This is a genomic window from Thermoactinomyces sp. CICC 10522, from assembly GCF_016055075.1.
Classification (GTDB): domain Bacteria; phylum Bacillota; class Bacilli; order Thermoactinomycetales; family Thermoactinomycetaceae; genus Thermoactinomyces_A; species Thermoactinomyces_A daqus.
On sequence record NZ_JAECVY010000003.1, the window covers coordinates 54,534 to 77,834 of the forward strand.

The window sequence follows — 23,301 nt, forward strand, 5'->3', positions numbered from 1 at the left end:
GTTAGTTATAAGATCAAACATGCAATCAGCACTCTTGATGCAGCAGATATTTTTACCGAAAACGAAGGAGAGGACAACAAGTGATTGCGCGAACCTTAACGATTGCCGGTTCGGACAGCGGGGGCGGAGCCGGAATCCAAGCGGATATCAAAACGTTTCAGGAACTGGAAACCTTCGGCATGAGCGCGATTACCGCCATTACGGCGCAAAATACACTGGGTGTGCAGAAAGTATACCCGCTTGCCCCCGAAGCCGCTGCGGAGCAGATTCATTCCGTTGCAACCGACCTCGGGGTTGACGCCACCAAAACCGGAATGCTAGCCACGGCGGACATTGTAAAAACCGTGGCCCAAAAAATCAGGGAATTTGGTCTGTTTCCCCTTGTCGTCGATCCTGTGATGGTTTCGACCAGCGGCCATGTTCTGCTTGATGAAGATGCACGGATCGTCTATAAAAAAGAACTGATCCCCCTCGCTTCGGTCGTGACGCCCAATTTGCCAGAAGCGGAAGTTTTGACAGGGCTTTCTTTAGCCGATCCGGACTCCCGTCGTCAGGCAGCTCGCATGTTTGTTGAATGGGGGGCAAAAGCGGTCGTGATCAAAGGGGGGCACGGAAACGAGAGTACCGCTGATGACCTTTATTACGATGGAGAAGAATTCTCCGTTCTCAGCGCACCTCGCTTTGACACAAAGCAAACACACGGGACAGGCTGCACCTTTTCTGCGGCGATTACCGCTTTTCTGGCCAAGGGCGCTTCCACTTACGATGCGGTAAAACAGGCGAAAGAGTTTATCACCGCTGCGATCAGCCATCCGTTGAATCTGGGCCGGGGACACGGACCCACCAATCATTTCGCCTATCGCCACCGGAGGGAAAATCGATGAGTTTCGTAAAAAATTCGTTATCACTCTACTTTATCATGGGCAGTCAGGATTGCCCGCACCAAGATCCCGTCCGGGTATTGGAACAAGCAATCAACGGTGGAATCACCTGTTTTCAATATCGCGAGAAAAATTCGGGCCTGCACATGCACCAAACGGTTTTGTTGGGCAAGAAGCTGCGCCGGCTTTGCCGGGAACATGGCATCCCGTTTCTGGTCAATGACCGGGTCGATCTCGCTCTGATTTTGGAGGCAGATGGTGTACATATCGGTCAGGAAGATCTGCCAGCCTCTGAAGTGCGAAAAATCATCGGGCCCGACCGCATATTGGGCGTATCGGCCGAAACCCCTGCCGAGGCAGAGCAAGCCATGCTTGACGGAGCTGATTATATCGGCGTCGGCCCCATGTACTCCACTCTCAGCAAAAAAGACGCGGGCGAACCGATCGGCCCGGCTGCGATTCAACAAATACGCAGGCAAATCGGCAGCGATTTCCCGATCGTCGGCATCGGAGGAATCACGCCCGAACGGACGCCGCAAGTGATGGAAGCGGGGGCAGATGGTGTCGCGGTCATCTCTGCGATCAGCAAAAGCGGAGAGCCGTCGGAAGCTGCCCGCCGTTTTCGCCAGTATCTGAGCGGTTCCACAAAATTGTAACGGCTGCCCGCAAACGGCAAAAGGCCAAGTGGTAAAATAAAATTGGAATCAAAGGAGGATCTGCAATGAAATATCGTTCTATGCCCGGTATTGATCGCCCTCTTTCCGAAGTGGGCTTTGGTGTCTGGTCCGTTGCTACCCCGTGGTGGGGAGTCAAGGACGAGGAATTGGGAAAAAAATTATTGCGATCTGCATATGAAGAGTACGGCATCACCTTTTTTGACACGGCCGATGTATACGGTCAGGGAAAAGGTGAAACGATTCTGGCCGATGCCCTTTCCGGTTTGCGCGACAAAGTCGTGATCGCGACCAAGTTCGGCTATGACATTTATGCCAAACGCGGAGACCGTCACGGCGGACACAGCGAATTGCCGCAACGCTGGGATAAGGAGTCCATCCGCAAATCCTGCGAGGAGAGCCTGCGGCGTCTGAAAACCGATTATATCGACATCTACCAGCTTCACAACGCCCGGATGGAAGCAATCGTCAGCGACGAAGTTTACGAAACGCTGGAACGCCTGAAAGAAGAAGGAAAAATCCTGACCTACGGCGTTGCGCTCGGCCCGGATATCGGCTGGCGGGATGAAGGGCTTGCAGCCATCGAAGGCGGACGCATGGATATGGTACAAATCATCAACAACCTGATAGAACAAGATCCTGCCCGCGAACTGATCAAAGCGGCAGAGAAACAAAATCGCGCCCTGATCTCCCGCGTGCCCCACGCATCCGGTCTGCTTGACGGAACTTACGATCCGGACAAGCATTTTGACAAAACCGACCATCGCAACCACCGTCCGGTAAAATGGATGCAAGCCGGTTTGCAAGCAGTCAAGGATTGGGGATTTTTGTATAAAGAATCCGACCGCACCATCGGACAGGCAGCCATTCTCTTCTGTCTGGCCAGTCCGGCAGTCAAATCGGTATTGCCGAATATCACCAGCGAAGAGAACTTGCGCGAATTTGCCACCGCTCCGGAAAAAACCCCGCTCACCGCAGAGGAGTTGCAAAAAATCGAAGAGCTGTGGGAAAACGGTCAAAAAACGGCATTAAAACAACCATTTTCCAACAGCAAAACCAAGCCGACTCCGGTGGCAAAATAATGCTTCTCCCCCGGTTTTTTGACATTCCGGGGGAGTATTTTTTCGGAGGCAAAAAATTATCAATATTACCAATCATTTATTTACTTGCAAATATTTTTATACTAAAATAGTAGCGTAGTGAATTCAATTTTGTTGAATTCGCTCTTTTTCAGGCTAAACGCTGGAGGTGGTTTTTTTTGCAAAAACCATATGCCCTTTATCCCAGCAAGTGTGACAAATGCGGTACTCCTGATTGCAAATGTCCGGACTGTGATTGCAAAAAATAAGGCACATGGATCAATCAGCCCCCGCACTGCAAGTCGGTCGCGGGGACTGGTTTTTCTTTTTTAATCCGAACTTATTTTTCCATGCCGCCGCCAGAACATACAATTAATTTACTGATTTTCGGTTGTTGAGTAAAACGCTTAATTTTATAATATTGAATGATATTCGTAGAAACAAAGGGGGTTTACTTGGTTTGAAAAAGCATCTTTTATCCGGTTCGCTTATCTTCGTCCTCTTTTTCCATCTCTTTTTTTTGCCCCAATCTGTCTTTGCCTTCAGTTATACCGGCGATCAACTTTGCGATGACTATTACGTCTACTATCGCTGGGGCGGGAACATCACCGAGCCGCACAAAGAAGCGATCAGCCAATCGGTCACCGACTGGAACAACGCCCAGAACAAGCGCCGATTCGTGCAAAATCCATCCGCTTCCGGAGTCTTTGATTCATATTATTCGAGTACCGATGATTACTACGGGTATTCCTACTGGGAGACCGGACTGGATTCCTGTACCGACGACTGGGTCGTTAAAATGAATAAATTTTATGATTCCAATAATGATCTCAATTTTGGCCGCAGCGTGGCCGGGCATGAAATCGGACATATACTGGGATTGGCGCATACCAACTGGACGGCGCTGATGAATATCGACCGGGATCGCTACTCGATTTACATCCCCCAAACCGATGATATTAACGGGGTGAACAACTTATATTAGGAAGGTGTGGATGATGTTTCACAAATGGCCCCTCTGTTTAACCCTTCTTTCTCTGTTGGTATTAATGGCCGGATGCAGCCGTTTCAACAGCGAAACACAGGTGAATATGCATATGGACCTCGCCTTGGAAAACAACCTGAACGATATGATTCATCAATCCCCTCTCATTGTCATGGGTACCTATCAAAGCGCGGCGGGAAGCATCAACGGCGCCCGCAACCCCCGAGATCCGTCAAAGCCGGCAGCCGATGTTTATAACGAGGTCAAACTGTTTAATTTCAAGGTTAACAAAGTATTAAAAGGAGAGCTGGATGCAGATATAATTAAAGTGGGGCAATCACACACCCTGCAATTGGATCGTTTGCGTGAAAATGAAAATATCCATATCACCAATCCGCTTTATATCGAGCCGGAAATGGGCAAAACATATATCCTGTTTCTGAAAAAATCTCCTTATGCCGATTTTTACTCTTTTCCTTTCGTCCCCAACTCGATCCAACTGAACGGTCAAGGAAAAGCTCTGTTGCAGATCCCCTCTCATCACCTGCTAAAACAGACGGTAACCCAGGATGACCAGACAATTCATGTGTCGATCGACGGGTTTCCGACAAACTACAAAGATCAAGTGACCGGGCTGAATCTGCAGGGAATCTTAAACAGGGTGGAAAATATTGAAAAGACTCTGTTGCAATAATGGTAAACAGAATCGGAATTTCTTAAAAAGAGAGGAGCACCTCACCATGAACAATCAGGTTGCCATCGTTACCGGAGGAAGCCGGGGCATTGGTGCGGCCACTGCCAAACTGCTGGCCCGGCGCGGGGCAAAAGTGATCGTCAATTATCACAACAACCGACAGGCAGCTGATACAGTCGTCGAGTCGATTGTCCGGCAGGGCGGAGAAGCAACGTCCATTCAGGCAGATGTAAGAAACCCGGAAGCGGTTCGCCGTCTGGTCGACCAAACCATCTCTACATACGGCAAAGTGGATATTCTGGTCAACAACGCTTCCATCTCCTTTCCGATTCAACCGCTCATGGAAATGAGCTGGGATGATTTCGCCCAAAAGGTGAACGACGAGCTGCGCGCCGCTTTTGAGCTGACGAAAGCGGTCCTTCCCCACATGATCAAACAGAAATATGGCCGCCTCATCTACGTTTCCAGCGGTTTGGCACGCAGCACATCACCCGGTTTTATCGCGCACGGCGTGGCCAAAAACGGCTTGGAAGCGTTTGTTCGCTATGTCGCCGGTGAAGTTGGGCCGCATGGCATTACGGCCAACATCGTTGCCCCGGGAATGGTGGATACCGATGCAACGGCGGAAATTCCCCAAGAGAGGAAAGAGATGGCGGCCAACTTCACCCCGATGCGCCGAATCGCCCAACCGGAAGATGTCGCAAATGCCATCGCCTTTTTTGCCAGCCCGGATACCGGCTTTGTCACCGGGGGATATACCTCCGTTTCCGGCGGCTCACTGATGATTTGAATTTCACTGCAAAAAGCGCCGTTCCCTTCTTTGGACAACGGCGCTTTTTGTTTCTGCCCGACCAATTTGTCCAAATATTTTGTTATAATTAAATAGACATTTTATTGAAAATTGATTCTTGCAGGGGGAATCACATGAGGAACCGTTCATTTTGGCGAAAAGCCGGTGTTTTTTTCCTTTCTTTTTTGTTAACAGGAAGCCTGTTCCTTACGTCGAACATTCCATCCGCCCGTGCCGGGGACAACGACGGCACCCTCTCACAGGAAACCACATGGAAAAAACGACAGTTAAGGGCCCTGTGGGTTGCTTCTGTCACCAATATCGATTGGCCTTCCGCACCGGGCCTCCCGATCGGACAACAGCAACAGGAATTTATCCAAATCTTGAATGAAGCGAAGGAACTGAATATGAACGCCGTTGTGGTGCAAATCCGCCCGACCGCGGATGCTTTTTACCCTTCCAAATTAAATCCCTGGTCCAAATACCTAACCGGTACACAGGGAAAAAACCCCGGTTATGATCCGCTCGACTTCATGGTTCGCGAAGCCCATAAGCGCAATCTGGAATTTCATGCCTGGTTCAATCCTTATCGCGTCAGCATGGATACAGAAACCGACCAGTTGGCGCCAAACAACGTGGCGCGGTTGCACCCCGACTGGGTTCGATCCTACGGCGGAAAGCTCTACCTTGATCCCGGTCTTCCCGAAGTGCGAGCCTACATTATCAACAGCGTGATGGAAGTCGTCAACCATTATGATATTGATGCTGTTCATTTTGATGACTACTTTTATCCCTATCCCGTTTCCGGAATCGATTTTCCTGATGACCCAACTTATCAGAAGTATGGAGCCGATTATCCCGATAAAGGGGACTGGCGACGCCACAATGTCAATTTATTGGTAGAGCAACTTTCCCATGCGATCAAAGAGGCAAAACCTTATGTAAAATTCGGGATTTCCCCTTTCGGCATCTGGCGCAATCAAAATACCGACCCGACCGGTTCCGATACAAACGGTCTGCAAAGTTATGACTCGATTTACTGTGATACCCGCACCTGGATCAACGAGGGATGGATCGATTATGTCGCACCGCAGATTTATTGGAATTTCGGCTACGCTCCGGCTGCCTACGAAAAACTGGTCGATTGGTGGGCCCATGAGGTAAACGGCAAAAATGTTCACCTGTATATCGGACAAGCGGCCTATAAAATTGGCCACAGCACCGAAGCTTGGGACGATCCGGAAGAAATGCCCAACCAGCTGCTCTTCAACAATCAGTTTGCTGAGGTAAAAGGAAGTATTTTCTTCAGCTATAAAGACGTGAAGGCCAATTATCTCGGTTTCCGGGACCGTCTGAAAAATGATTTATTCAAATATCCGGCACTGATTCCGACGATGCCGTGGCTGGATGACAACCCACCGAAGAAGCCGAAGCTGTTAAAAGCGGAAAACAAAAGCGGTTCGGCTGTTCACCTGGTTTGGAAGGACCAGTCGAAAGGGGACAGCACAGCCTTTGCCATCTATCGTTTCTCCAGCGCAAAAGAGATCAGTCTCAATCGTCCGCAAAACCTGATCGCCACAGTCAGAAAAAACGGGAATGGCCTGCAAACATTTGATGACCGAACGGCTGAAAACAAACCTGCAATCTATGTAATCACCGCCCTCGATCGGCTGCATAATGAAAGTAAACCAAGCAATCCGATTTTTGTCCGTTAAAAACCGTTTCAGGCATGGAGTTCGTTCCGTGCCTTCCCTTCCCCGAATTCACACATGAGGCCGATTTTTAATAAATTGTAAAAGACTTGAAAAAATAAGCTGAGAGTCTGCTTTATAATGAAATTAATAAGCAATGTTCTATCATATGGAGCACAAACATTGGAATTAAAAGGATTTTTTCAATCGTTCCATAAAAGCTAAAATAGAGATAGAGAAACGAATCGGCAGCCAATCCCCTTGCTGATTCGTTCCGAAGTGGGCAGGGCTCTTTTGGGAGAGGGAAACCATGATGAAAACAAAACGAAAGCATAATTGCATAAAACGGCTGGGCAGGACCTTTCGCTTTAATTTTCTCAAGTTGTTGCGTTCACCCGGCGGGGCGAAAAAAGTATCGCTGGGGTTTGCGCTTGGTTTCGGTTTGGAAATGATCGTCATCCCCACATGTTCGCTGATCTATATCCTGTTTTACCCGATCGTCCGCCTGTGCAAAGGTTCGCTTCCGGCAGCGATTATCGGCAACATCATCGGGAAATTAACCTTCTTACCCGTCATAATGCTCCCGATCTCCAAGAAACTGGGCGAATGGATCTACCCGGTGAATACCGGGACGATGAATTTTGAAGATCACTCTTTTACCGAGATTTTTTCAGGTAATTTGCAAATTCTTTGGGACATTTTGCACGGCGGATTGCACGTCCTGATCGGGCAGTCCATTTTGGGAGCGCTGTTCGGGTTTATCTCCTACTTTATTATTTATCGTTTGTATGAAAGTAGAAACTTCTATAAATTGCTACGAAACTGTTCATAATTTACGCCCCTTCCTTCATGGGAATCAGGGGCGTTTCTTTTTCCGCAATAGCGATTTTCAGATCAACAGATTTTCTATTTTAAAATAGAAGGCCCCCGCTTTTCCGTTTGGGCCAAAGGGAACGACAGGGAAGTGCGGGGGCCGTGGATTCATGTCTTCAGGCGGTCTCCTCGATCGGCCACTCCGTCCGGCGTAACTCTTCAACCACGAGATCGCCGAACTCCTCCGTACTGACCGCCAGTTGATTCTCGCTGGCCAAATCAGGTGTCCGCACCCCTTTTTCGAAAACGGTGCGAACCGCTTGTTCAACCGCGGCGGCGGCTGCCTCATAACCGAAGGAGTGACGAAGCATCAATGCCGCGGAGAGGATCGCTGCGGCTGGATTGGCCACGCCTTGCCCGGCGATATCCGGTGCTGATCCATGAACCGGCTCATACAGACCGATCGTACCTTCTCCCAGGCTTGCGGATGGCAACATTCCGATCGATCCGGTTAAAATCGCCGCTTCATCGCTTAAGATGTCGCCAAACATATTCTCCGTCACGATGACATCAAAAGTGGCGGGGCGGCGAATGATTTGCATCGCACAGTTATCGACCAACATGTGCTCCACCTGGACATCAGGATAATCTTTGGCTACCCGGTTGACCACTTCCCGCCAGAGCCGGGAGCTTTCCAAAACATTGGCTTTGTCAACCGAAGTAACCCGTTTTTTCCGGCCGCGTGCAATCTCAAACGCCAAGCGAACAATGCGCTCAATCTCGAACTCGTGATAAATCAACAGATCCGTCGCCACTTCTCCCTCAGGCGTTGTTGTCCGCTCTTTGTCGCCAAAGTAAATGCCGCCGGTCAATTCGCGAACCACCACCAGATCAACTCCGGCAAGCACCTCAGGCCGGAGAGTCGAGCTGTTTTCCAAGCCTGCAAACAGGGTGACGGGACGCAGGTTGGAATACAGTCCCAACCCTTTCCGGATACCGAGGAGAGCTTGCTCCGGTCTCAATTCCGGCGGATAGGAATCCCAGTCGGGTCCGCCAACGGCTCCGAGCAGAACCGCATCGGATTTTTCGCAGAGCTCCATCGTTTCCGGGGGGAGGGGAATGCCCACCCGGTCGATCGCTCCTCCCCCGATCATTCCGTACTGAATGGAGAACGAAAATCCAAATTCTTTCTCAACTTGCTGCAAAACTTTTACCGCTTCCTGGGTGATTTCCGGACCGATGCCGTCTCCCGGCAAAACGGCAATTTTTTTCACTTCGCTCACCTGACTCCACTCCTCTCAAGATGCCGTTATCTTCGCCATTCCGTCCCCGGCAGCCGCGCCTGTTCGCCTGAGCAGGCGATTCACCGCATCCAGATATGCCCGGGCACTCGCTTCCAACACGTCGGTGCTGACTCCTCTTCCTCTCACGGTCCACTCACCTTGGCTCAACTGAACAAAAACCTCTCCCAATGCGTCTTTTCCCTGTGTAACCGAATGGATGCGATAATCTTTCAATTCCACCTGTACGCCGGTCAAACGGTCAATCGCCTTAAAGATCGCATCGACCGCCCCGTTTCCGCAAGCGGCTTCTTCCGATACCGAACCATCCGAAACCCGCTTGATCTGAAGGGATGCGGTAGGCAACGAATGACTCCCGCAGGTGACCAGCAATGACTCAAGTGTATAAGCATCTTTTGCATCGCTCATTTTTTCCTCGACCAAAGCAACGATATCCTCGTCCGCGACATCCTTTTTGCGATCGGCGAGTTCCTTAAAACGGATGAACAATTGATTTAATTGCTCTTCATTCAATTCATATCCCAACTGCAACAACTTATCCCGGAAAGCATGCCGGCCGGAATGTTTTCCCAAGACAAGGCGGCTTTCCGTCAGACCGACGGTCTCCGGCCTCATGATCTCGTAAGTTTCCCTGTTTTTGAGCATTCCGTCCTGATGAATGCCGGATTCATGTGCAAACGCGTTGGCACCGACCACCGCTTTATTGCCAGGAACCATCATGCCTGTCAATTTGCTCACCATGCGGCTGGTGCGATGGATTTCCCGCAAATTGAGAGTCGTTTGCAGCTGGTAATACTGCTCCCGCGTCTTGATCGCCAAGGCAATTTCTTCAAGCGCGGCATTGCCGGCCCGTTCACCGATTCCATTGATCGTGCATTCCACCTGGTCGACCCCGGCTTCAATCGCCGCCAGGCTGTTGGCCACCGCCATGCCCAGATCGTCGTGGCAGTGTGCGCTCAAACGAACCTGCTCCACTTCAGGCACGGCCTTTCTTACATTCATGAACATCTGCGCATACTCATTCGGAGTGAGATACCCCACCGTATCCGGCAGATTGATCACGCCTGCCCCCGCTTTAATCGCTTCCCGGACTACTTCGGCCAGAAAGTCGATTTCCGTTCGACCCGCATCCTCACATGAAAATTCTACAATCGGGAACAGCCGTTTAGCATACCGGATCGCTTCTCGCACCCGCTCAATGACCTGTTCCCGGCTCATCCGGAGCTTATACTCGCGATGAATTGGCGAGGTTGCCAGAAAGAGGTGCAGATAGGGTGATTCGGCTGCGCGCAACGCCTCCCACGCCTGATCGATATCTCCCTTGACCGAGCGGGACAAACTGCAAACAGAAGCATTTTTCACCCGGCTGGCAATCTCACGCACTGCTTGCATATCTCCGGCTGAGGAAGCGGCAAACCCGGCTTCGATCACATTTACTCCCAACCGTTCCAGCTGGATGGCAATTTCCACTTTCTCACGAGGGCTGAGGTTCACACCGGGCGACTGCTCCCCGTCGCGAAGGGTTGTATCAAAAATGGTGATCGTGCGCATAACCGCTTCCTCCTTTATGATTTATCTTTATTGTTGAATCGGTTCTTTTTGGCTCACCCATACCATCATCTCTCTCAGCTTCGCTCCGACTCTCTCAATCTCATGCTCTTTCTCCGCTTCTCTCATCGCCGTAAACTGCTTGCGGCCGGTTTGATTCTCCTCAATCCAGCGGCGGGCAAATGTTCCGTCCTGAATCTCTTTTAACAGCTGCTTCATCGCTTCACGACTGCTTTCAGCCACAACCCGTTTTCCGCTCACATAATCCCCGTACTCCGCCGTGTCACTGATGGAGTAACGCATGCCGGAAAGGCCGTTTTCATACATCAGGTCAACGATCAACTTCAACTCGTGCAAACACTCAAAGTAGGCGACTTCCGGCTGGTACCCGGCCTCAACCAGCGTCTCGAATCCGCTTTTGATCAACTGGCTGACCCCGCCGCACAATACCGCTTGCTCTCCAAACAAATCCGTTTCGGTTTCTTCTTTAAATGTCGTTTGGATCACTCCCGCTTTGGTGGAACCGATTCCTTTGCAGTAAGCCAGAGCGAGCGCGTGCGCATTGCCGGTCGCATCCTGATGAACCGCGATCAGGGCGGGAACCCCGAAGCCTTCGCAATATACCCGTCTTACCAAGTGACCCGGCGATTTGGGGGCTACCAGAATCACATCGACATCTTCGGGCGGAACAATCTGGCCGAAGTGGATGTTAAAACCGTGGGAGAAAAAGAGAGCAGATCCCGGTTTCAGGTGCGGTTCCACTTGTTCCTTGTATACTTTGGCCTGAAGCTCATCAGGAAGCAGAAGCTGCACCACATCGGCCCGTTTCACCGCTTCATCCACTTCAAACACCTGGAATCCATCGGCTTCGGCTTTTTCCCATGACTTTCCTTTTCTCAGCCCCACGATCACGTGTACCCCGCTGTCACGCAGATTTTGCGCCTGGGCATGCCCCTGGCTTCCATACCCGATTACCGCTACTGTTTTTTCCGAAAATAATGACAAATCTGCATGATGCTCATAGAACATTTGTGCCATCTTCATTCCTCCTCAGAGAATTGGTCCTTTTTTTATTGGTCAAACAGTCGCTTTTACCTTGTTTAAACCGCGTTCCAGGGCAATCGCACCGGTGCGGGCAATCTCAATGATGCCGTACGGGCGCAGCAGTTCAACCATTGCTTCCAGTTTCGCCGGTTCGCCCGTTACCTGAATGGTAAGCGACTGTGGACTCACATCGACGATCGAGGCGCGAAAAGGTTCGACAATGCCGAAAATCTCGGCTCTCACCGCCGAAGTTGCTTCCACTTTGATCAGAAGCAGCTCCCTTTCGACGGTCTTTTCTTTTTCCAAATGTTCAACCTTAATCACATCAATCAATTTTTCCAATTGTTTTCTTACCTGTTCCAATGTCTGGTGATCGCCGCCGGTGATAATGATCATGCGGGACAGGCCTTCTTTCTCCGACTCTCCTACGCTGATGCTCTCGATGTTGTAATTGCGTTGCCCGATCAGACTGGCAACGCGGGCCAACACCCTTGGCTGATTGTTTACCAGTACGGAAAGGATATGCCTCATCTAGATCTCATCTCCCATTACCATCTCATCCAAGCCTGATCCCGGCGCCACCATCGGATAAACATTCTCTTCCGGGGAAACCCAAAAGTCGACGAGGGCCGGTCCCGGGTGGGCCAAAGCTTCTTCCCAGCATTTTTTCGCCTCGTCTTTGGTGCGGGCCCGCCAGGCTTTTACGCCATAGGCTTCCGCCAGTGTGACAAAATCAGGGCTGCCAGCCAGATCGACTTCGCTATACCGCTTTTTGTAGAAAATTTCCTGCCACTGGCGTACCATGCCGAGGCACTGATTGTTGATGAGCGCCACTTTCACGGGGATATTTTCCAGTGAAACGACGGCCAGCTCCTGCGCTGTCATCTGAAAACCCCCATCGCCGACGACTGCGATTACCGTCCGATCCGGATAAGCGAGTTGTGCCCCGATCGCTGCCGGAAAACCGAATCCCATCGTTCCCAGCCCACCGGAGGTCAGCAGGGAACGCGGATGGTGGAAACGGTAGAACTGAGCCACCCACATCTGGTGTTGTCCGACATCGGTCGTAATGATCGCTTCCCCTTGAGTCGTGCGGTAGATTTGCTCAATCACCCATTGCGGTTTCAGGCCATCTTCCGTCTCTTTGTATTGAAGAGGGAACCGCTGCTTCCATTCATCCAGCTGATCCATCCACTTGTTTGAGCGACTGCGTGGAACCTCCTGATTGATCAGCTGAAGCACGGATTTGACATCCCCGTTCAACGGAATGTAGGTCCGCACATTTTTGCCGATTTCCGCCGGGTCGATATCGATGTGGGCGATTTTGGCTTTTTGCGCAAACTTGTCAATGCGCCCCATGGTAACCCGGTCATCGAATCGCGCCCCGATCCCGATCAGAAGATCACACTCCAGCAGGGCGTGATTGGCTGCATAAGTCCCGTGCATTCCCGGCATCCCGAGCCAATGCGGATGGGTTCCGGGAAAACCGCCGATGCCCATCAAAGTGGTCGTGACCGGAATGCCCGTTTTTTCCGAAAACGCGATCAATTCACCCGCCGCACCGGAGCTGACAACCCCGCCTCCAGCCAAAATCAGCGGTTTTTTCGCCTCGGCAATGGCTTCGTAAAGCTGTTCGACTTGTTCCCTTCCGGGCGTTCGCCAAGGATGAAACCCGGGAATCTCAACGCTTTCCGGATATTCAAAAGCGGCTTTCGCATTGGATACGTCCTTCGGGATGTCGATTAACACCGGACCCGGCCTGCCCTGAGTCGCAATCGTAAACGCCTCTTTGACGATCCGCGGCAGGTCATTCACATCGCGCACTAAATAATTGTGCTTTGTAATCGGCATGGTAATGCCCGTGATATCTGCTTCCTGAAAGGCATCGGTTCCCAAAAGGGACTGATCCACATTGCCGGTGATGCAGACCAGCGGAACGGAATCCATCATCGCGGTGGCAATCCCGGTCACCAGGTTGGTTGCTCCCGGACCGGAAGTGGCCACGACGACGCCAGGTTTCCCCGTCGCACGCGCATAACCGTCCGCCGCATGAATGGCACCTTGCTCATGGCGGGCCAACAGGTGGCGGATCTGCCCATCATAAAGCGAATCATAAATCGGTAACACAGCTCCACCCGGATAACCGAAAATCACCTCGACTCCTTCCTGGATCAAACATCGAAGCAAGATTTCTGACCCGGTAAACTTTCTCTCCTCAACCTTCGTCTCAACTAACTGACCAGACAGGGTTTCCATCTGGGGAGCCACTGGCATTTCTCCTCCTTTTAAAAAAGCAAAAATAAAAAGAACCTGATCCGCCCTTTGCTCGCATGCCAAGCAGCGCTCATTGGGACGAACAGGTTCGTGGTACCACCCAATTTTGTCGACTTCTCGCGAAAATCGACCTCAATGAGTATGGATCAACTCCATACTCCTGCCGTTAACGGGACAACCGGTAGTGTACTACTCAGCGCTGCAAAGCGCCTTTCGACACTCAACTCCAAGGTGAGAGATGTACAAGGCTGCGGTTCCGGTCTCAGCAAACCCGGACTCTCTGTATCGCGCCTCCTTGCCATCGTCCTTTTCATCGTCTTAACTTATCGAATTATCCGACGAATCGGCATTGCAAAAGCAATCCCTGCAATTATTGGAGGAAATATTGGATCGGATAAATAAAGAAGCTTCAATCTTGTAACCCTCGGGTAAAGATTTTGATTATTTAGCTGATATTATAGTCATCATCCTAAACAGCTGTCAACACAGTTTCTCTCATTTTTTTATTACAAATTTGCAAGCGTTTACAAAATTCTAATAATCCGCTCCCGACAGGGAACGGAAGAAAAGTCACACCTCTCTTAACACAGCTCCGGTATTGGCCGAAGTGACAAGACTCGCATACCGGCGCAAATATTTTCCGGAAACCTGAACGTCCGGAGCTTGCCAGCGGGCACGTCTGGCAGCCAGTTCTTCTTCATGGACATCCAGATGAAGGGTTCCTTTTTCCAAGTCGATCTCAATCCGGTCTCCCGACTGAACCAAAGCAATCGGTCCGCCTTCTGCGGCTTCAGGTGAAACATGGCCGATGCAAATGCCCCTTGTCGCTCCGGAAAAGCGGCCGTCTGTGATCAGCGCGACTTCCTTGCCCAGGCCCATTCCAACAATGGCCGAGGTCGGTGAAAGCATTTCAGGCATTCCCGGCCCGCCCTTGGGACCTTCATATCGAATGATGACTACATGGCCCGGTTTTACCTTGCCCAAGGCGATCCCGGCCAAAGCGGAATCCTGTGATTCAAAAACAATGGCTTCGCCGGAAAACTTCGTGATTGACGGATCAACGGCTCCCGCTTTGATAACTGCGCCATCCGGAGCAAGATTTCCGTACAAAATTTTCAGACCTCCCGTTTGGCTGTGGGCCTCTTCCACCCGTTTGATCACACGGGGATCTTTTATTTCGGCTCCGGCGATATTTTCCCCAAGCGTCCCCAGTGTCACCGTCTTCGTGTCGAGATGAAGCAAACCGTCGATGCGGCTTAACTCATTCAAGATCGCCGAAATCCCGCCGGCGCGGTCCACGTCTTCCATATGCCACTGCCCGGCCGGGCTCACCTTGCAAATATAGGGAACGCGTTTGGAAAGTTCATTGATGCGGGACAACGGATACTCCACCCCGGCTTCATGGGCGATCGCCATCGTATGCAGAACGGTGTTGGTGGAACCGCCCATCGCCATGTCCAGGATAAAGGCATTGTCCAACGCTTTTTCCGTCACAATATCCCGCGGTTTGAGGTCGGCTTCGATCAGGCGGATGATTTGCCGTGCCGCGCGCCGCGCCAATTCTTCCCTCTCAGGAGTCCGGGCGAGAATGCTTCCGTTCCCCGGCAGAGCAAGCCCGAGCGCCTCGGCCAAGCAGTTCATCGAATTGGCGGTGAACATGCCGGAACAGGAACCACATCCCGGACAACCGAATTTCTCAAGGGTTTCCAATTGCTGTTCATCAATTTTCCCCGCCTGATACGCTCCGACGCCTTCAAAAACGGACGAGAGGTCCACTTTGTCTCCTGCCGGCGTCACACCTGCAGCCATTGGACCACCGCTGATGAAGATCGTGGGAATATTAACCCGGAGCGCGCCCATCATCATACCGGGTGTAATCTTGTCGCAATTGGGGATGCAGATCAGCCCGTCAAACCAGTGGGCGAGCGCGACCGTTTCCACCGAATCGGCGATAATTTCCCGGCTGGGCAGAGAATAGCGCATTCCGATATGGCCCATGGCAATCCCATCGTCAACACCAATCGTATTAAACTCAAACGGAACGCCACCAGCTTCCCGTACGGCTTCCTTCAAAATTTCGGCAAAACGGTTAAGGTGGATGTGCCCCGGAATAATTTCCACAAACGAGTTGCATATGCCTATAAACGGTTTGCCAAAATCCTCTTCCTTGACGCCGGCCGCACGGAGCAATGCACGGTGGGGAGCCCGGTCAATTCCTTTTTTGATTCGGTCACTTCGCATCTTATCACCTTCCCTGGATGGTGCAAACTTTTTTTCATATCAGTTTATATCAAATATTTTTTTATGTCACTCTCTTATTTTCGTAAATGTTAGTTGCCGACCGGGTCGATGGAGAAGCGCTCACGCCGGACCGAAACGGGATGAGCGTTCGGTCTCCAACATTCCTGAACGAAATACGGTATTTTCCTGCGTGCAAATCAACCTGCCTGACTGGGCAAATTCCACACTCGGCTCTATATAGATAAATTAATATTTTTAATAAATAAATTTATATTGCCTGAATAAACGAAAAAAGATATAATGATGGTTAAACTATTTCACTTACTTAAACATTAGTATTATGAATCCAACTGTATGAATTAAGGAGATTTTCTTATGTCAGACCGATTGGAAATGAGTCTGGAACTCGAACAGGTTTTTCGCCATATTTTGCGTGATTTGCGACGGGATTTGGCAGAAATCTGGGGTGATCGAATTAACGGAGCGGAGTTTGGCGTCTTAAAACAATTGGAGCAAAAGAGCCCGCAAATCGTGACGGCGCTGGCACAGGAATTTAATGTTTCCGTAAGCCACATCACCCATGTCGCCGACCAGCTGGAAAAGAAAAACCTGGCCTACCGAAAGCGTTCCAAGCTGGATAAGCGGGTGGTGGAATTGCACATATCCGAACTCGGAAAAAAAACAATTGAAGAATTGTCTTATAAAAAATCGGAGTATTTTCGCCGTAAGTTTGAAAAATTAACCACCGAAGAGATTGAAACACTTTTGACTTTGCTGCAAAAGATAAGTTAAACAGATAAACAGATAATCTCTTTTTGCTCCAGTCCGGGATCATGACAGCAGTCGACCCTTGACCATTCAATCATTCCAAAAAGGGGTTACCAGTCGGTGGAACACTTATCCTCCAAGCAGAAGATGACCATCATGGTCGCGATTGTTGCCAGTTTGCTGTTTGCGGCATTGAATCAAACGATCGTGGGAAACATCATGCCGCGGATTATCGCCGAACTGAAAGGAATGGAGTATTTCCAGTGGGTGTTCACCATCTATATGCTCACCTCGAGCATTACCGTGATTTTGGTCGGAAGGCTGTCAGACAACTATGGGCGGAAGCCATTTATCCTGATCGGCTTGGGCATCTTTGTGATCGGGTCACTTCTTTGCGGTACTTCATCGACAATTCTTGAATTGATCTTGTACCGCGGATTGCAGGGATTTGGCGGAGGGATGGTGATGTCCACCGCCTTCAGCGCTGTCGGAGACCTGTTTTCACCCAGAGAACGCGGGCGCTGGCAGGGAATCATGAGCGGATCGTTTGGCCTGGCCAGCATTTTGGGGCCTGCCCTGGGCGGGTATATCGTGGATCACTTGGCGTGGCATTGGTGTTTCTGGATTTTCCTACCCTTTGGCATTATCGCATTCGTCTTGATCTGGTTCCTTTTCCCGTCCGTTCCCAGAAAAGGGCCTGTCTCAATCGACTACCTGGGCTCCCTTTTCCTGATGATCACCATGATTCCCTTGCTGCTGGCCTTTTCCTGGGCCGGCACGCGATATGCATGGACATCACCGGTCATTCTCGGACTCTTCGCCGGATCTGCCGCTTTCCTGATCCTTTTTCTGCTGATTGAACGATCGGCACAAAATCCGGTTTTACCCCTCAGCCTTTTTCGCACATCCATTTTCTCCCTGTCCAATGCGGCTCTTTTTTTGATCGGATTTGCCATGTTCGGTTCGATTATGTACACCCCCTTCTTCATTCAGGGGGTGCTGGGGCTGTCGGCAACCCATTCCAGCTTTCTCATGATGCCGATGACCCTCGGCATGGTGCTCGCCAGCACCGGGTCCGGGCAAATCGTGACCCGCACCGGACGGTATAAATGGATTGCGCTTACCGGGCTGGTCATCATGGCCTTTGGCGTATTCAGTATGACAACCCTCACGGAAAACGCCGACAATTGGCAAATCGCCTGGCGCATGCTGTTGATCGGCATCGGGCTGGGCAGCAGTTTCCCGATCTTCAACCTGACGATTCAAAATGCAGTCGATTACAGGTTTCTCGGGGTGGCCACTTCCGCTTCCCAATTATTCCGCCAGATGGGCGGTACGGTTGGGGTTTCCATCATGGGAACGGTGATGAATACAGCGATTCAAAGCCGGATGGGCACCTTGATGGCCAATATCCGCCACCATTTGCCCGCTGCGGCCAGAACCCCGCAGATGCTGAAGAAAATCGCATCGCTCGGCAATCCGCAACTGCTGATGGATCAAGCCCAGCTCATCCAGATTCGCTCCCGTTTGCCCGGTTCGCTCATTCCCGTGTTCGACACCATCGTTTCATTCTCAAGGGGAGCGCTTACCATCGCGATTCACCATGTTTTCTTCATTGCCGGCTTGATTTTGCTCATGGCGATTCTCATCGCGCTTTTGGTCAGGGAAATCCCGTTGCGCACCTCCAATGCGCAGGCGGTGGAAGAAGATCCCGACTGGCAGCGAAAAACAGCTTAATTCTCTTACACTCTCGCCACAGAGAGTGTTTTTTATGCAAAAAAGGCCCTTTTCCTCCCGGGAAATCCGGGCCGGAAAAAAGCCTTTTTGTGAGTCTGGGTTACTTTGCGTTTTTCGCAACGTTGACCAGTTCAGCAAATGCTTTTTGATCGCTGACGGCCAGTTCAGCCAGCATTTTGCGGTTGATGTCCACACCTGCCACTTTCAAGCCATGGACAAATTTGTTGTAGGAAAGACCGTTCATCCGCGCAGCAGCATTGATCCGGGTAATCCACAGTTTGCGGAAATCGCGTTTGCGTTGACGGCGATCGCGATAAGCGTACATCAAGGATTTCATCACTTGTTGTTTCGCCGTGCGGAACAAACGGTGTTTGGAACCAAAATAACCTTTCGCCAGTTTCAGTACCTTTTTGCGACGAGCGCGAGTAACGGTACCACCTTTCACTCTAGCCACAATAAATCCCTCCTGAAGTAACTTCTGTCTCTAATCAATTGCTTACATATATGCGATCAGTTGCTTAATCCGTTTTACATCGCCGGAATGAACGAGTGCGCTTTTGCGAAGCTTGCGTTTGCGCTTGGCAGTTTTTCCTTCGAGCAAGTGGCTTTTAAACGCATGGTTGCGTTTCACTTTGCCTGTTCCCGTTTTTTTGAAACGCTTTGCTGCAGCGCGTTTGGTTTTCATTTTTGGCATCGCGTGTATCCTCCTTGCAACTACTGTTTCGGTGTTAAAATCATAATCATTTGACGGCCTTCAAGCTTTGGCGGACGCTCGATGTCCGAGATCTCCTTCACCTCGTCCGCCATGCGATCCAAAATCCTGCGGCCAAGCTCCTGGTGCGTGATTTCACGTCCGCGGAAACGGATGGTCAACTTCACCTTATTCCCTTTTTGCAAGAACTTCTTCACGTTGTTCAGCTTGGTTTGGACATCATTTTCTTCGATCGACGGACTCAGACGGACTTCTTTAATCTGAATGATCTTTTGGTTTTTGCGGGCTTCTTTCTCCCGTTTGCTTTGCTCATAGCGGTATTTGCCATAGTCCATGATTCGGCAAACAGGCGGCTTTGCTTGCGGTGCGACATTGACAAGATCCAGATTCGCTTCCTGCGCCAAGCGTAATGCTTCCCTGAGCGGTTTAATCCCCAACTGCGACCCATCGACTCCGATCAAGCGAACCTCACGAGCACGGATCGACTCATTAACTTGGTGCTGATGTTCCTTGCTGATAACCTGCCACCTCCGGAAAAGTATTGAAAACAAAAAAATGCGGGCGCAAGTAAACGCCCACATTTAAATCCCATTATCACAAGGAAATTCAACCGTTTCCTAATGACCTGTCAACAGCAACACAGCGTCGATCAGGTGAGAAGCGGGCGCTTCTTCTTGCATGATGAAGATATCGTATCATACGCTAACAGGAAATGTCAAGCTTACGCCGTTTCACGATCACAGACAGACAACAGGGTATCGAAAAATATCCCTGCTGTCAAGCGAGTCCTGATCTCATCCTGCGAAGCCCCTTTATGCCCATTGAAGGCAAGGGCACTCCGAGCGGATTGGCCTACAACCTGCCTGTGCGGTGGCCTTATCTTCTTTCGCCGATCTCCTCTTTCAGCTCACGGATTACCTCATCCAGCGGTTTGGCGCCGAGATCCCCTTCGGTGCGCTTGCGGACGGCTACCGTTCCGGAATTCAGCTCTTTTTCCCCGACGACAAACATGTACGGCACTTTTTGCACCTGAGCTTCACGGATTTTATAGCCGACCTTCTCGTCACGCGCATCCAGTTCGACGCGGATGCCGGCTCTTTGTAATTCATCCGTCACTTTTCGGGCATATTCATTATAATCGCGGGAAACCGGAATCACGCGCACCTGAACCGGCGCCAGCCAAAGCGGGAAGGCACCGCCGTAGTGTTCGACGAGAATGCCGATAAACCGATCGATGGAACCGTAAATGGCGCGGTGAATCACCACTGGCCGATGCCGTTCATTATCTTCGCCGATGTAGGAGAGATCGAATTTCTCCGGCATCTGGAAATCGAGCTGAATTGTGGCGCATTGATGGCTGCGTTTCAGGGCGTCACGAATGTGGAAATCGATTTTCGGACCGTAGAAGGCGCCATCCCCTTCATTGATCCGGTAGTCGATTCCGGCGCGGTCCAACACGCTTTTCAGAGCGGACTCCGCTTTTTCCCACAATTCATCGGATCCCATCGAATCTTCCGGACGGGTGGAAAGCTCAACGGAATAAGGGAATCCGAAAACAGAATAAATTTGGTCAATCAGTTTCAGCGCATTCATCACTTCTTCTTCGATCTGGTCCGGGCGCACGAAAATGTGGGCATCATCCTGGGTAAACGTGCGAACGCGCAACATTCCGTTTAAAGCGCCCGACAACTCATGGCGGTGCACTTGCCCGAACTCGGCCAGACGGAGCGGGAGATCACGGTAAGAGCGAATCTCATTTTTAAAGATCAGCATGTGCCCGGGGCAATTCATCGGCTTGACGGCAAATGTGGCTTCGTCCACATCGGTGAAGTACATGTTTTCCCGGTAATGATCCCAGTGGCCCGATTGTTCCCAAAGGCGCTGATTCATCATGAGCGGCGTGCGCACTTCTTTGTATCCCGCTTTGGTTTGCATTTCGCGTGAAAGCTGCTCCAACTCATTGCGCAGGGTCATCCCGTTCGGCAGGTAGAACGGCATCCCCGGAGCCTCTTCGGAGAACATGTACAGCTTCAGTTCACGCCCCAGTTTGCGATGATCCCGTTTTCTGGCTTCCTCCAGAAAATGCAGGTACTCTTCCAACTCCGATTTTTTCGGCCAGGCCGTGCCGTAAATGCGCTGGAGCATTTGGTTGTCGGAATCGCCGCGCCAGTACGCCCCGGCCACACTGAGCAATTTGAAGGCTTTGATTTTCCCCGTCGACGGCAGATGCGGACCGCGGCAGAGATCGAAAAACTCTCCCTGCTCATAAATGGTGATCACGGCATCTTCCGGCAGGTCGCGAATAATCTCCAGTTTCAAATGGTCTCCCACTTTTTCGTAAAGGCGGATCGCTTCTTCCCTGCTGACCACTTTGCGGACGATCGGCAGATTCTCTTTGACGATCTTGTTCATCTCCGCCTCGATCTTCGGAAAGTCTTCCGGCGTCAGGCGCACCGGCAAATCGACATCATAGTAAAAGCCGTCTTCGATGACCGGACCGATTCCCAGTTTCACGTCAGGGTAAAGCCGTTTTAAAGCCTGTGCCAGCAAGTGCGCCGTACTGTGCCGGTATACCTCGACTCCGTCTTTGTCTTCCAGCGTCAGAATTTGCACCTGGGCGCCGTCGGGAACTTCCCGGTTCAAATCGACCACTTTTCCGTCGATTTTTCCCGCCACCGCTTTTTTGAGCAAACTTTTGCTGATCGATTCCGCCACGTCGCTTACAGTCACCCGGCGGTCGTATTGGCGAATCGAACCGTCAGGCAATTTCACTGCCATTTCCATTTTGCTTCTCCTCCTTCAGTATAGGAAAAAATAAAAAACGCCCGATCCCCGGAAAGGGACGAGCGTTGCTGTCGTGGTTCCACCCTTTTTCAATCCCGTTGCAAACAAAAAGAAAACCAACGGAATCCTCCAACACAATAACGGTGTGTTGCCGGCAACGGATACTGGCAAACTTCCGCGTTCCCCGTTGCAGCTTGAAGGGGGTAAGCACCTTCCCAGCGGGTACAGGGGTTTGCAGCCGGTGACCCCCGCTCTCTGAAACCATGGAAAACTGCTCGTGTCCTTCGCATTGCCGCTAAAATTGAAATTTTTATGTATTATACTCATTTCCCCGCATTTTAGTCAAGCATCTTCTCCCCATTTTACTGCCGGTTTGCACCGGCTGCAACCATCACAAAGCATAATGCGGCCTTTAAAGATTTGCAGCAGGGTGCGGATCACATTTTCATGCCGTTGTTCCGTATGTACGACCACCCGTTCAGGCACGGCTGTCAGCAAGGCGCCCAGAATATAATCCTCATTGGAAAAAGGAGTTTCCCATCCTTCATACCCCCATTCATTCAATTCTTTTTGCGGAAGCGTCCGACCGTCTGCCAACAGCAGCCGAAACCCGCCATCCGCCTGGTGAACAACATGAATCAAGGGAACCTTGGGAACTTGGAGTTGAACAAATTGGCGCAACAGACGGATAAATTCCTTATATTCCTGATCAAGGCGATAGGAGGCGACTGCTTCTTTGACACAGGAGGCCAGTACGCGGAAATGTCCTTTCATGCGAAAGCGCACATAACCGTCAACAGCCAGCCGGCAATTCTCCCGCAAGTACCATTCCACTTGTTCCGCCAATTTCTCCCTGCGGTCAGCGTAGACGGATTTCTTGTACTCCCAGGCGCTCGACTTCAGTTGCCTGAACACCTCCCGCCTGATTCTCCCGACCTCTTCATGCGAACGAAAAGGATCATACCGGCGGATCATCCAATTGATCAGGTCCGGTTCAATCTGATCGCATATGTAGCGCGCCACGGCCCAACCCACTTTTTTTCTTATTTCTTCTTCACGTCCCGGCGGAAATTGGAGCCAAAAAAAATGTCTTCCTTCAATTTCCGCCAACGTCAACGAACAACGGCGTTCGGCCAACAGATTTTGCAGATAGGGCCGCAAGCGCAGTTCTTTTTTTCGGTCATGAAAGCGAACGGAAATTAAATAATTCACCCAATTCCCCCTTTCGGCAAAAGCTTAATAACAATATATGGGATTGTGGGAATCTGTATACACAAATCGCCCG

General features: G+C 50.9%; 21 protein-coding genes and 1 other annotated feature. Of the genes, 10 read left to right on the plus strand and 11 right to left on the minus strand.

Features of this window, described 5'->3' with window-relative positions; all coding sequences use genetic code 11:
* Window positions 1–80 precede the first annotated feature (80 nt).
* From thiD to I8U18_RS06550, 8 genes are all read left to right on the plus strand, one after another.
* Window positions 81–884 carry a bifunctional hydroxymethylpyrimidine kinase/phosphomethylpyrimidine kinase gene (thiD, locus tag I8U18_RS06515; protein WP_033101151.1) on the plus strand — a complete coding sequence of 268 codons (804 nt, stop codon included), beginning with the start codon at window positions 81–83 and terminating at the stop codon, window positions 882–884.
* Window positions 881–1,537 carry a thiamine phosphate synthase gene (thiE, locus tag I8U18_RS06520; RefSeq protein ID WP_198064605.1) on the plus strand — a complete coding sequence of 219 codons (657 nt, stop codon included), beginning with the start codon at window positions 881–883 and terminating at the stop codon, window positions 1,535–1,537. The genes thiD and thiE overlap by 4 nt, the downstream gene beginning before the upstream one ends.
* A 65-nt stretch (window positions 1,538–1,602) precedes the next feature.
* The gene (locus I8U18_RS06525; protein ID WP_033101149.1) at window positions 1,603–2,637 is read left to right on the plus strand and encodes an aldo/keto reductase; all 1,035 of its coding nucleotides are present in this window, start codon (window positions 1,603–1,605) and stop codon (window positions 2,635–2,637) included.
* Between the two features lie 457 nt (window positions 2,638–3,094).
* Window positions 3,095–3,619, plus strand: coding sequence for a matrixin family metalloprotease (locus tag I8U18_RS06530; RefSeq protein ID WP_198055388.1), 525 nt, complete (start codon window positions 3,095–3,097; stop codon window positions 3,617–3,619).
* A gap of 13 nt (window positions 3,620–3,632) precedes the next feature.
* Window positions 3,633–4,313, plus strand: coding sequence for a hypothetical protein (locus I8U18_RS06535; protein ID WP_152568552.1), 681 nt, complete (start codon window positions 3,633–3,635; stop codon window positions 4,311–4,313).
* Window positions 4,314–4,359: 46 nt separating this feature from the next.
* Complete coding sequence (locus tag I8U18_RS06540) at window positions 4,360–5,103, plus strand: SDR family NAD(P)-dependent oxidoreductase (RefSeq protein WP_033101146.1); 744 nt, start codon at window positions 4,360–4,362, stop codon at window positions 5,101–5,103.
* 134 nt (window positions 5,104–5,237) lie between these two features.
* Complete coding sequence (locus tag I8U18_RS06545) at window positions 5,238–6,818, plus strand: glycoside hydrolase family 10-like protein (protein WP_052154222.1); 1,581 nt, start codon at window positions 5,238–5,240, stop codon at window positions 6,816–6,818.
* Window positions 6,819–7,104: 286 nt separating this feature from the next.
* On the plus strand, window positions 7,105–7,626 hold the full coding sequence (locus tag I8U18_RS06550) for a DUF2062 domain-containing protein (protein ID WP_232336326.1): 522 nt from the start codon (window positions 7,105–7,107) through the stop codon (window positions 7,624–7,626).
* Window positions 7,627–7,783: 157 nt separating this feature from the next.
* Here I8U18_RS06550 and leuB read toward each other — a convergent pair whose 3' ends face one another.
* The 6 genes from leuB to ilvD form a co-directional block, all read right to left on the minus strand.
* The gene (leuB, locus tag I8U18_RS06555) at window positions 7,784–8,890 is read right to left on the minus strand and encodes a 3-isopropylmalate dehydrogenase (RefSeq protein ID WP_033101144.1); all 1,107 of its coding nucleotides are present in this window, start codon (window positions 8,888–8,890) and stop codon (window positions 7,784–7,786) included.
* 15 nt (window positions 8,891–8,905) lie between these two features.
* Window positions 8,906–10,477, minus strand: a complete 1,572-nt coding sequence (locus tag I8U18_RS06560) for a 2-isopropylmalate synthase (RefSeq protein ID WP_309485158.1) — start codon at window positions 10,475–10,477, stop codon at window positions 8,906–8,908.
* Window positions 10,478–10,486: 9 nt separating this feature from the next.
* Entirely contained in the window at window positions 10,487–11,494 is a 1,008-nt protein-coding gene (gene ilvC / locus I8U18_RS06565; protein WP_033101142.1) for a ketol-acid reductoisomerase, read from the minus strand.
* 39 nt (window positions 11,495–11,533) lie between these two features.
* Window positions 11,534–12,031 (minus strand): acetolactate synthase small subunit, encoded by a 498-nt coding sequence (gene ilvN, locus I8U18_RS06570; RefSeq protein WP_033101141.1) that lies wholly within the window; start codon window positions 12,029–12,031, stop codon window positions 11,534–11,536.
* The gene (gene ilvB, locus I8U18_RS06575; RefSeq protein WP_198064656.1) at window positions 12,032–13,756 is read right to left on the minus strand and encodes a biosynthetic-type acetolactate synthase large subunit; all 1,725 of its coding nucleotides are present in this window, start codon (window positions 13,754–13,756) and stop codon (window positions 12,032–12,034) included.
* Window positions 13,757–14,344: 588 nt separating this feature from the next.
* Window positions 14,345–16,015: a dihydroxy-acid dehydratase gene (gene ilvD / locus I8U18_RS06580; RefSeq protein ID WP_033101140.1), complete on the minus strand. Its 1,671-nt coding sequence runs from the start codon at window positions 16,013–16,015 to the stop codon at window positions 14,345–14,347.
* Between the two features lie 375 nt (window positions 16,016–16,390).
* Between ilvD and I8U18_RS06585 the strand changes: the two genes are divergently transcribed.
* Window positions 16,391–16,807: a MarR family winged helix-turn-helix transcriptional regulator gene (locus tag I8U18_RS06585; protein WP_052154221.1), complete on the plus strand. Its 417-nt coding sequence runs from the start codon at window positions 16,391–16,393 to the stop codon at window positions 16,805–16,807.
* 96 nt (window positions 16,808–16,903) lie between these two features.
* On the plus strand, window positions 16,904–18,520 hold the full coding sequence (locus I8U18_RS06590) for an MDR family MFS transporter (RefSeq protein WP_198064606.1): 1,617 nt from the start codon (window positions 16,904–16,906) through the stop codon (window positions 18,518–18,520).
* A 100-nt stretch (window positions 18,521–18,620) separates the two neighbouring features.
* Here I8U18_RS06590 and rplT read toward each other — a convergent pair whose 3' ends face one another.
* The 5 genes from rplT to ytxC form a co-directional block, all read right to left on the minus strand.
* On the minus strand, window positions 18,621–18,974 hold the full coding sequence (gene rplT, locus I8U18_RS06595; RefSeq protein ID WP_033101139.1) for a 50S ribosomal protein L20: 354 nt from the start codon (window positions 18,972–18,974) through the stop codon (window positions 18,621–18,623).
* A gap of 42 nt (window positions 18,975–19,016) precedes the next feature.
* Window positions 19,017–19,214, minus strand: coding sequence for a 50S ribosomal protein L35 (rpmI, locus tag I8U18_RS06600; protein WP_033101138.1), 198 nt, complete (start codon window positions 19,212–19,214; stop codon window positions 19,017–19,019).
* 20 nt (window positions 19,215–19,234) lie between these two features.
* Entirely contained in the window at window positions 19,235–19,813 is a 579-nt protein-coding gene (infC, locus tag I8U18_RS06605) for a translation initiation factor IF-3 (RefSeq protein WP_198055395.1), read from the minus strand.
* Window positions 19,776–19,914: a sequence feature (ribosomal protein L20 leader region), on the minus strand. (Overlaps the previous gene by 38 nt.)
* Window positions 19,915–20,108: 194 nt before the next feature.
* Complete coding sequence (thrS, locus tag I8U18_RS06610) at window positions 20,109–22,016, minus strand: threonine--tRNA ligase (protein WP_033101137.1); 1,908 nt, start codon at window positions 22,014–22,016, stop codon at window positions 20,109–20,111.
* 342 nt (window positions 22,017–22,358) lie between these two features.
* Window positions 22,359–23,228 carry a sporulation protein YtxC gene (gene ytxC / locus I8U18_RS06615; RefSeq protein WP_198059013.1) on the minus strand — a complete coding sequence of 290 codons (870 nt, stop codon included), beginning with the start codon at window positions 23,226–23,228 and terminating at the stop codon, window positions 22,359–22,361.
* Window positions 23,229–23,301: the final 73 nt, after the last annotated feature.

Excerpts from the sequence above, each read along its gene's own strand:
- rpmI (WP_033101138.1), bottom strand. The coding sequence starts at position 19,214 with ATGCCAAAAATGAAAACCAAACGCGCTGCAGCAAAGCGTTTCAAAAAA.
- infC (WP_198055395.1), bottom strand. The coding sequence starts at position 19,813 with ATGTGGGCGTTTACTTGCGCCCGCATTTTTTTGTTTTCAATACTTTTC.
- ilvD (WP_033101140.1), bottom strand. The coding sequence starts at position 16,015 with ATGCGAAGTGACCGAATCAAAAAAGGAATTGACCGGGCTCCCCACCGT.
- thiE (WP_198064605.1), top strand. The coding sequence starts at position 881 with ATGAGTTTCGTAAAAAATTCGTTATCACTCTACTTTATCATGGGCAGT.
- I8U18_RS06535 (WP_152568552.1), top strand. The coding sequence starts at position 3,633 with ATGTTTCACAAATGGCCCCTCTGTTTAACCCTTCTTTCTCTGTTGGTA.
- I8U18_RS06545 (WP_052154222.1), top strand. The coding sequence starts at position 5,238 with ATGAGGAACCGTTCATTTTGGCGAAAAGCCGGTGTTTTTTTCCTTTCT.
- I8U18_RS06585 (WP_052154221.1), top strand. The coding sequence starts at position 16,391 with ATGTCAGACCGATTGGAAATGAGTCTGGAACTCGAACAGGTTTTTCGC.
- ilvC (WP_033101142.1), bottom strand. The coding sequence starts at position 11,494 with ATGGCACAAATGTTCTATGAGCATCATGCAGATTTGTCATTATTTTCG.
- ilvB (WP_198064656.1), bottom strand. The coding sequence starts at position 13,756 with ATGGAAACCCTGTCTGGTCAGTTAGTTGAGACGAAGGTTGAGGAGAGA.
- thrS (WP_033101137.1), bottom strand. The coding sequence starts at position 22,016 with ATGGAAATGGCAGTGAAATTGCCTGACGGTTCGATTCGCCAATACGAC.
- I8U18_RS06540 (WP_033101146.1), top strand. The coding sequence starts at position 4,360 with ATGAACAATCAGGTTGCCATCGTTACCGGAGGAAGCCGGGGCATTGGT.
- I8U18_RS06525 (WP_033101149.1), top strand. The coding sequence starts at position 1,603 with ATGAAATATCGTTCTATGCCCGGTATTGATCGCCCTCTTTCCGAAGTG.
- I8U18_RS06550 (WP_232336326.1), top strand. The coding sequence starts at position 7,105 with ATGATGAAAACAAAACGAAAGCATAATTGCATAAAACGGCTGGGCAGG.
- ilvN (WP_033101141.1), bottom strand. The coding sequence starts at position 12,031 with ATGAGGCATATCCTTTCCGTACTGGTAAACAATCAGCCAAGGGTGTTG.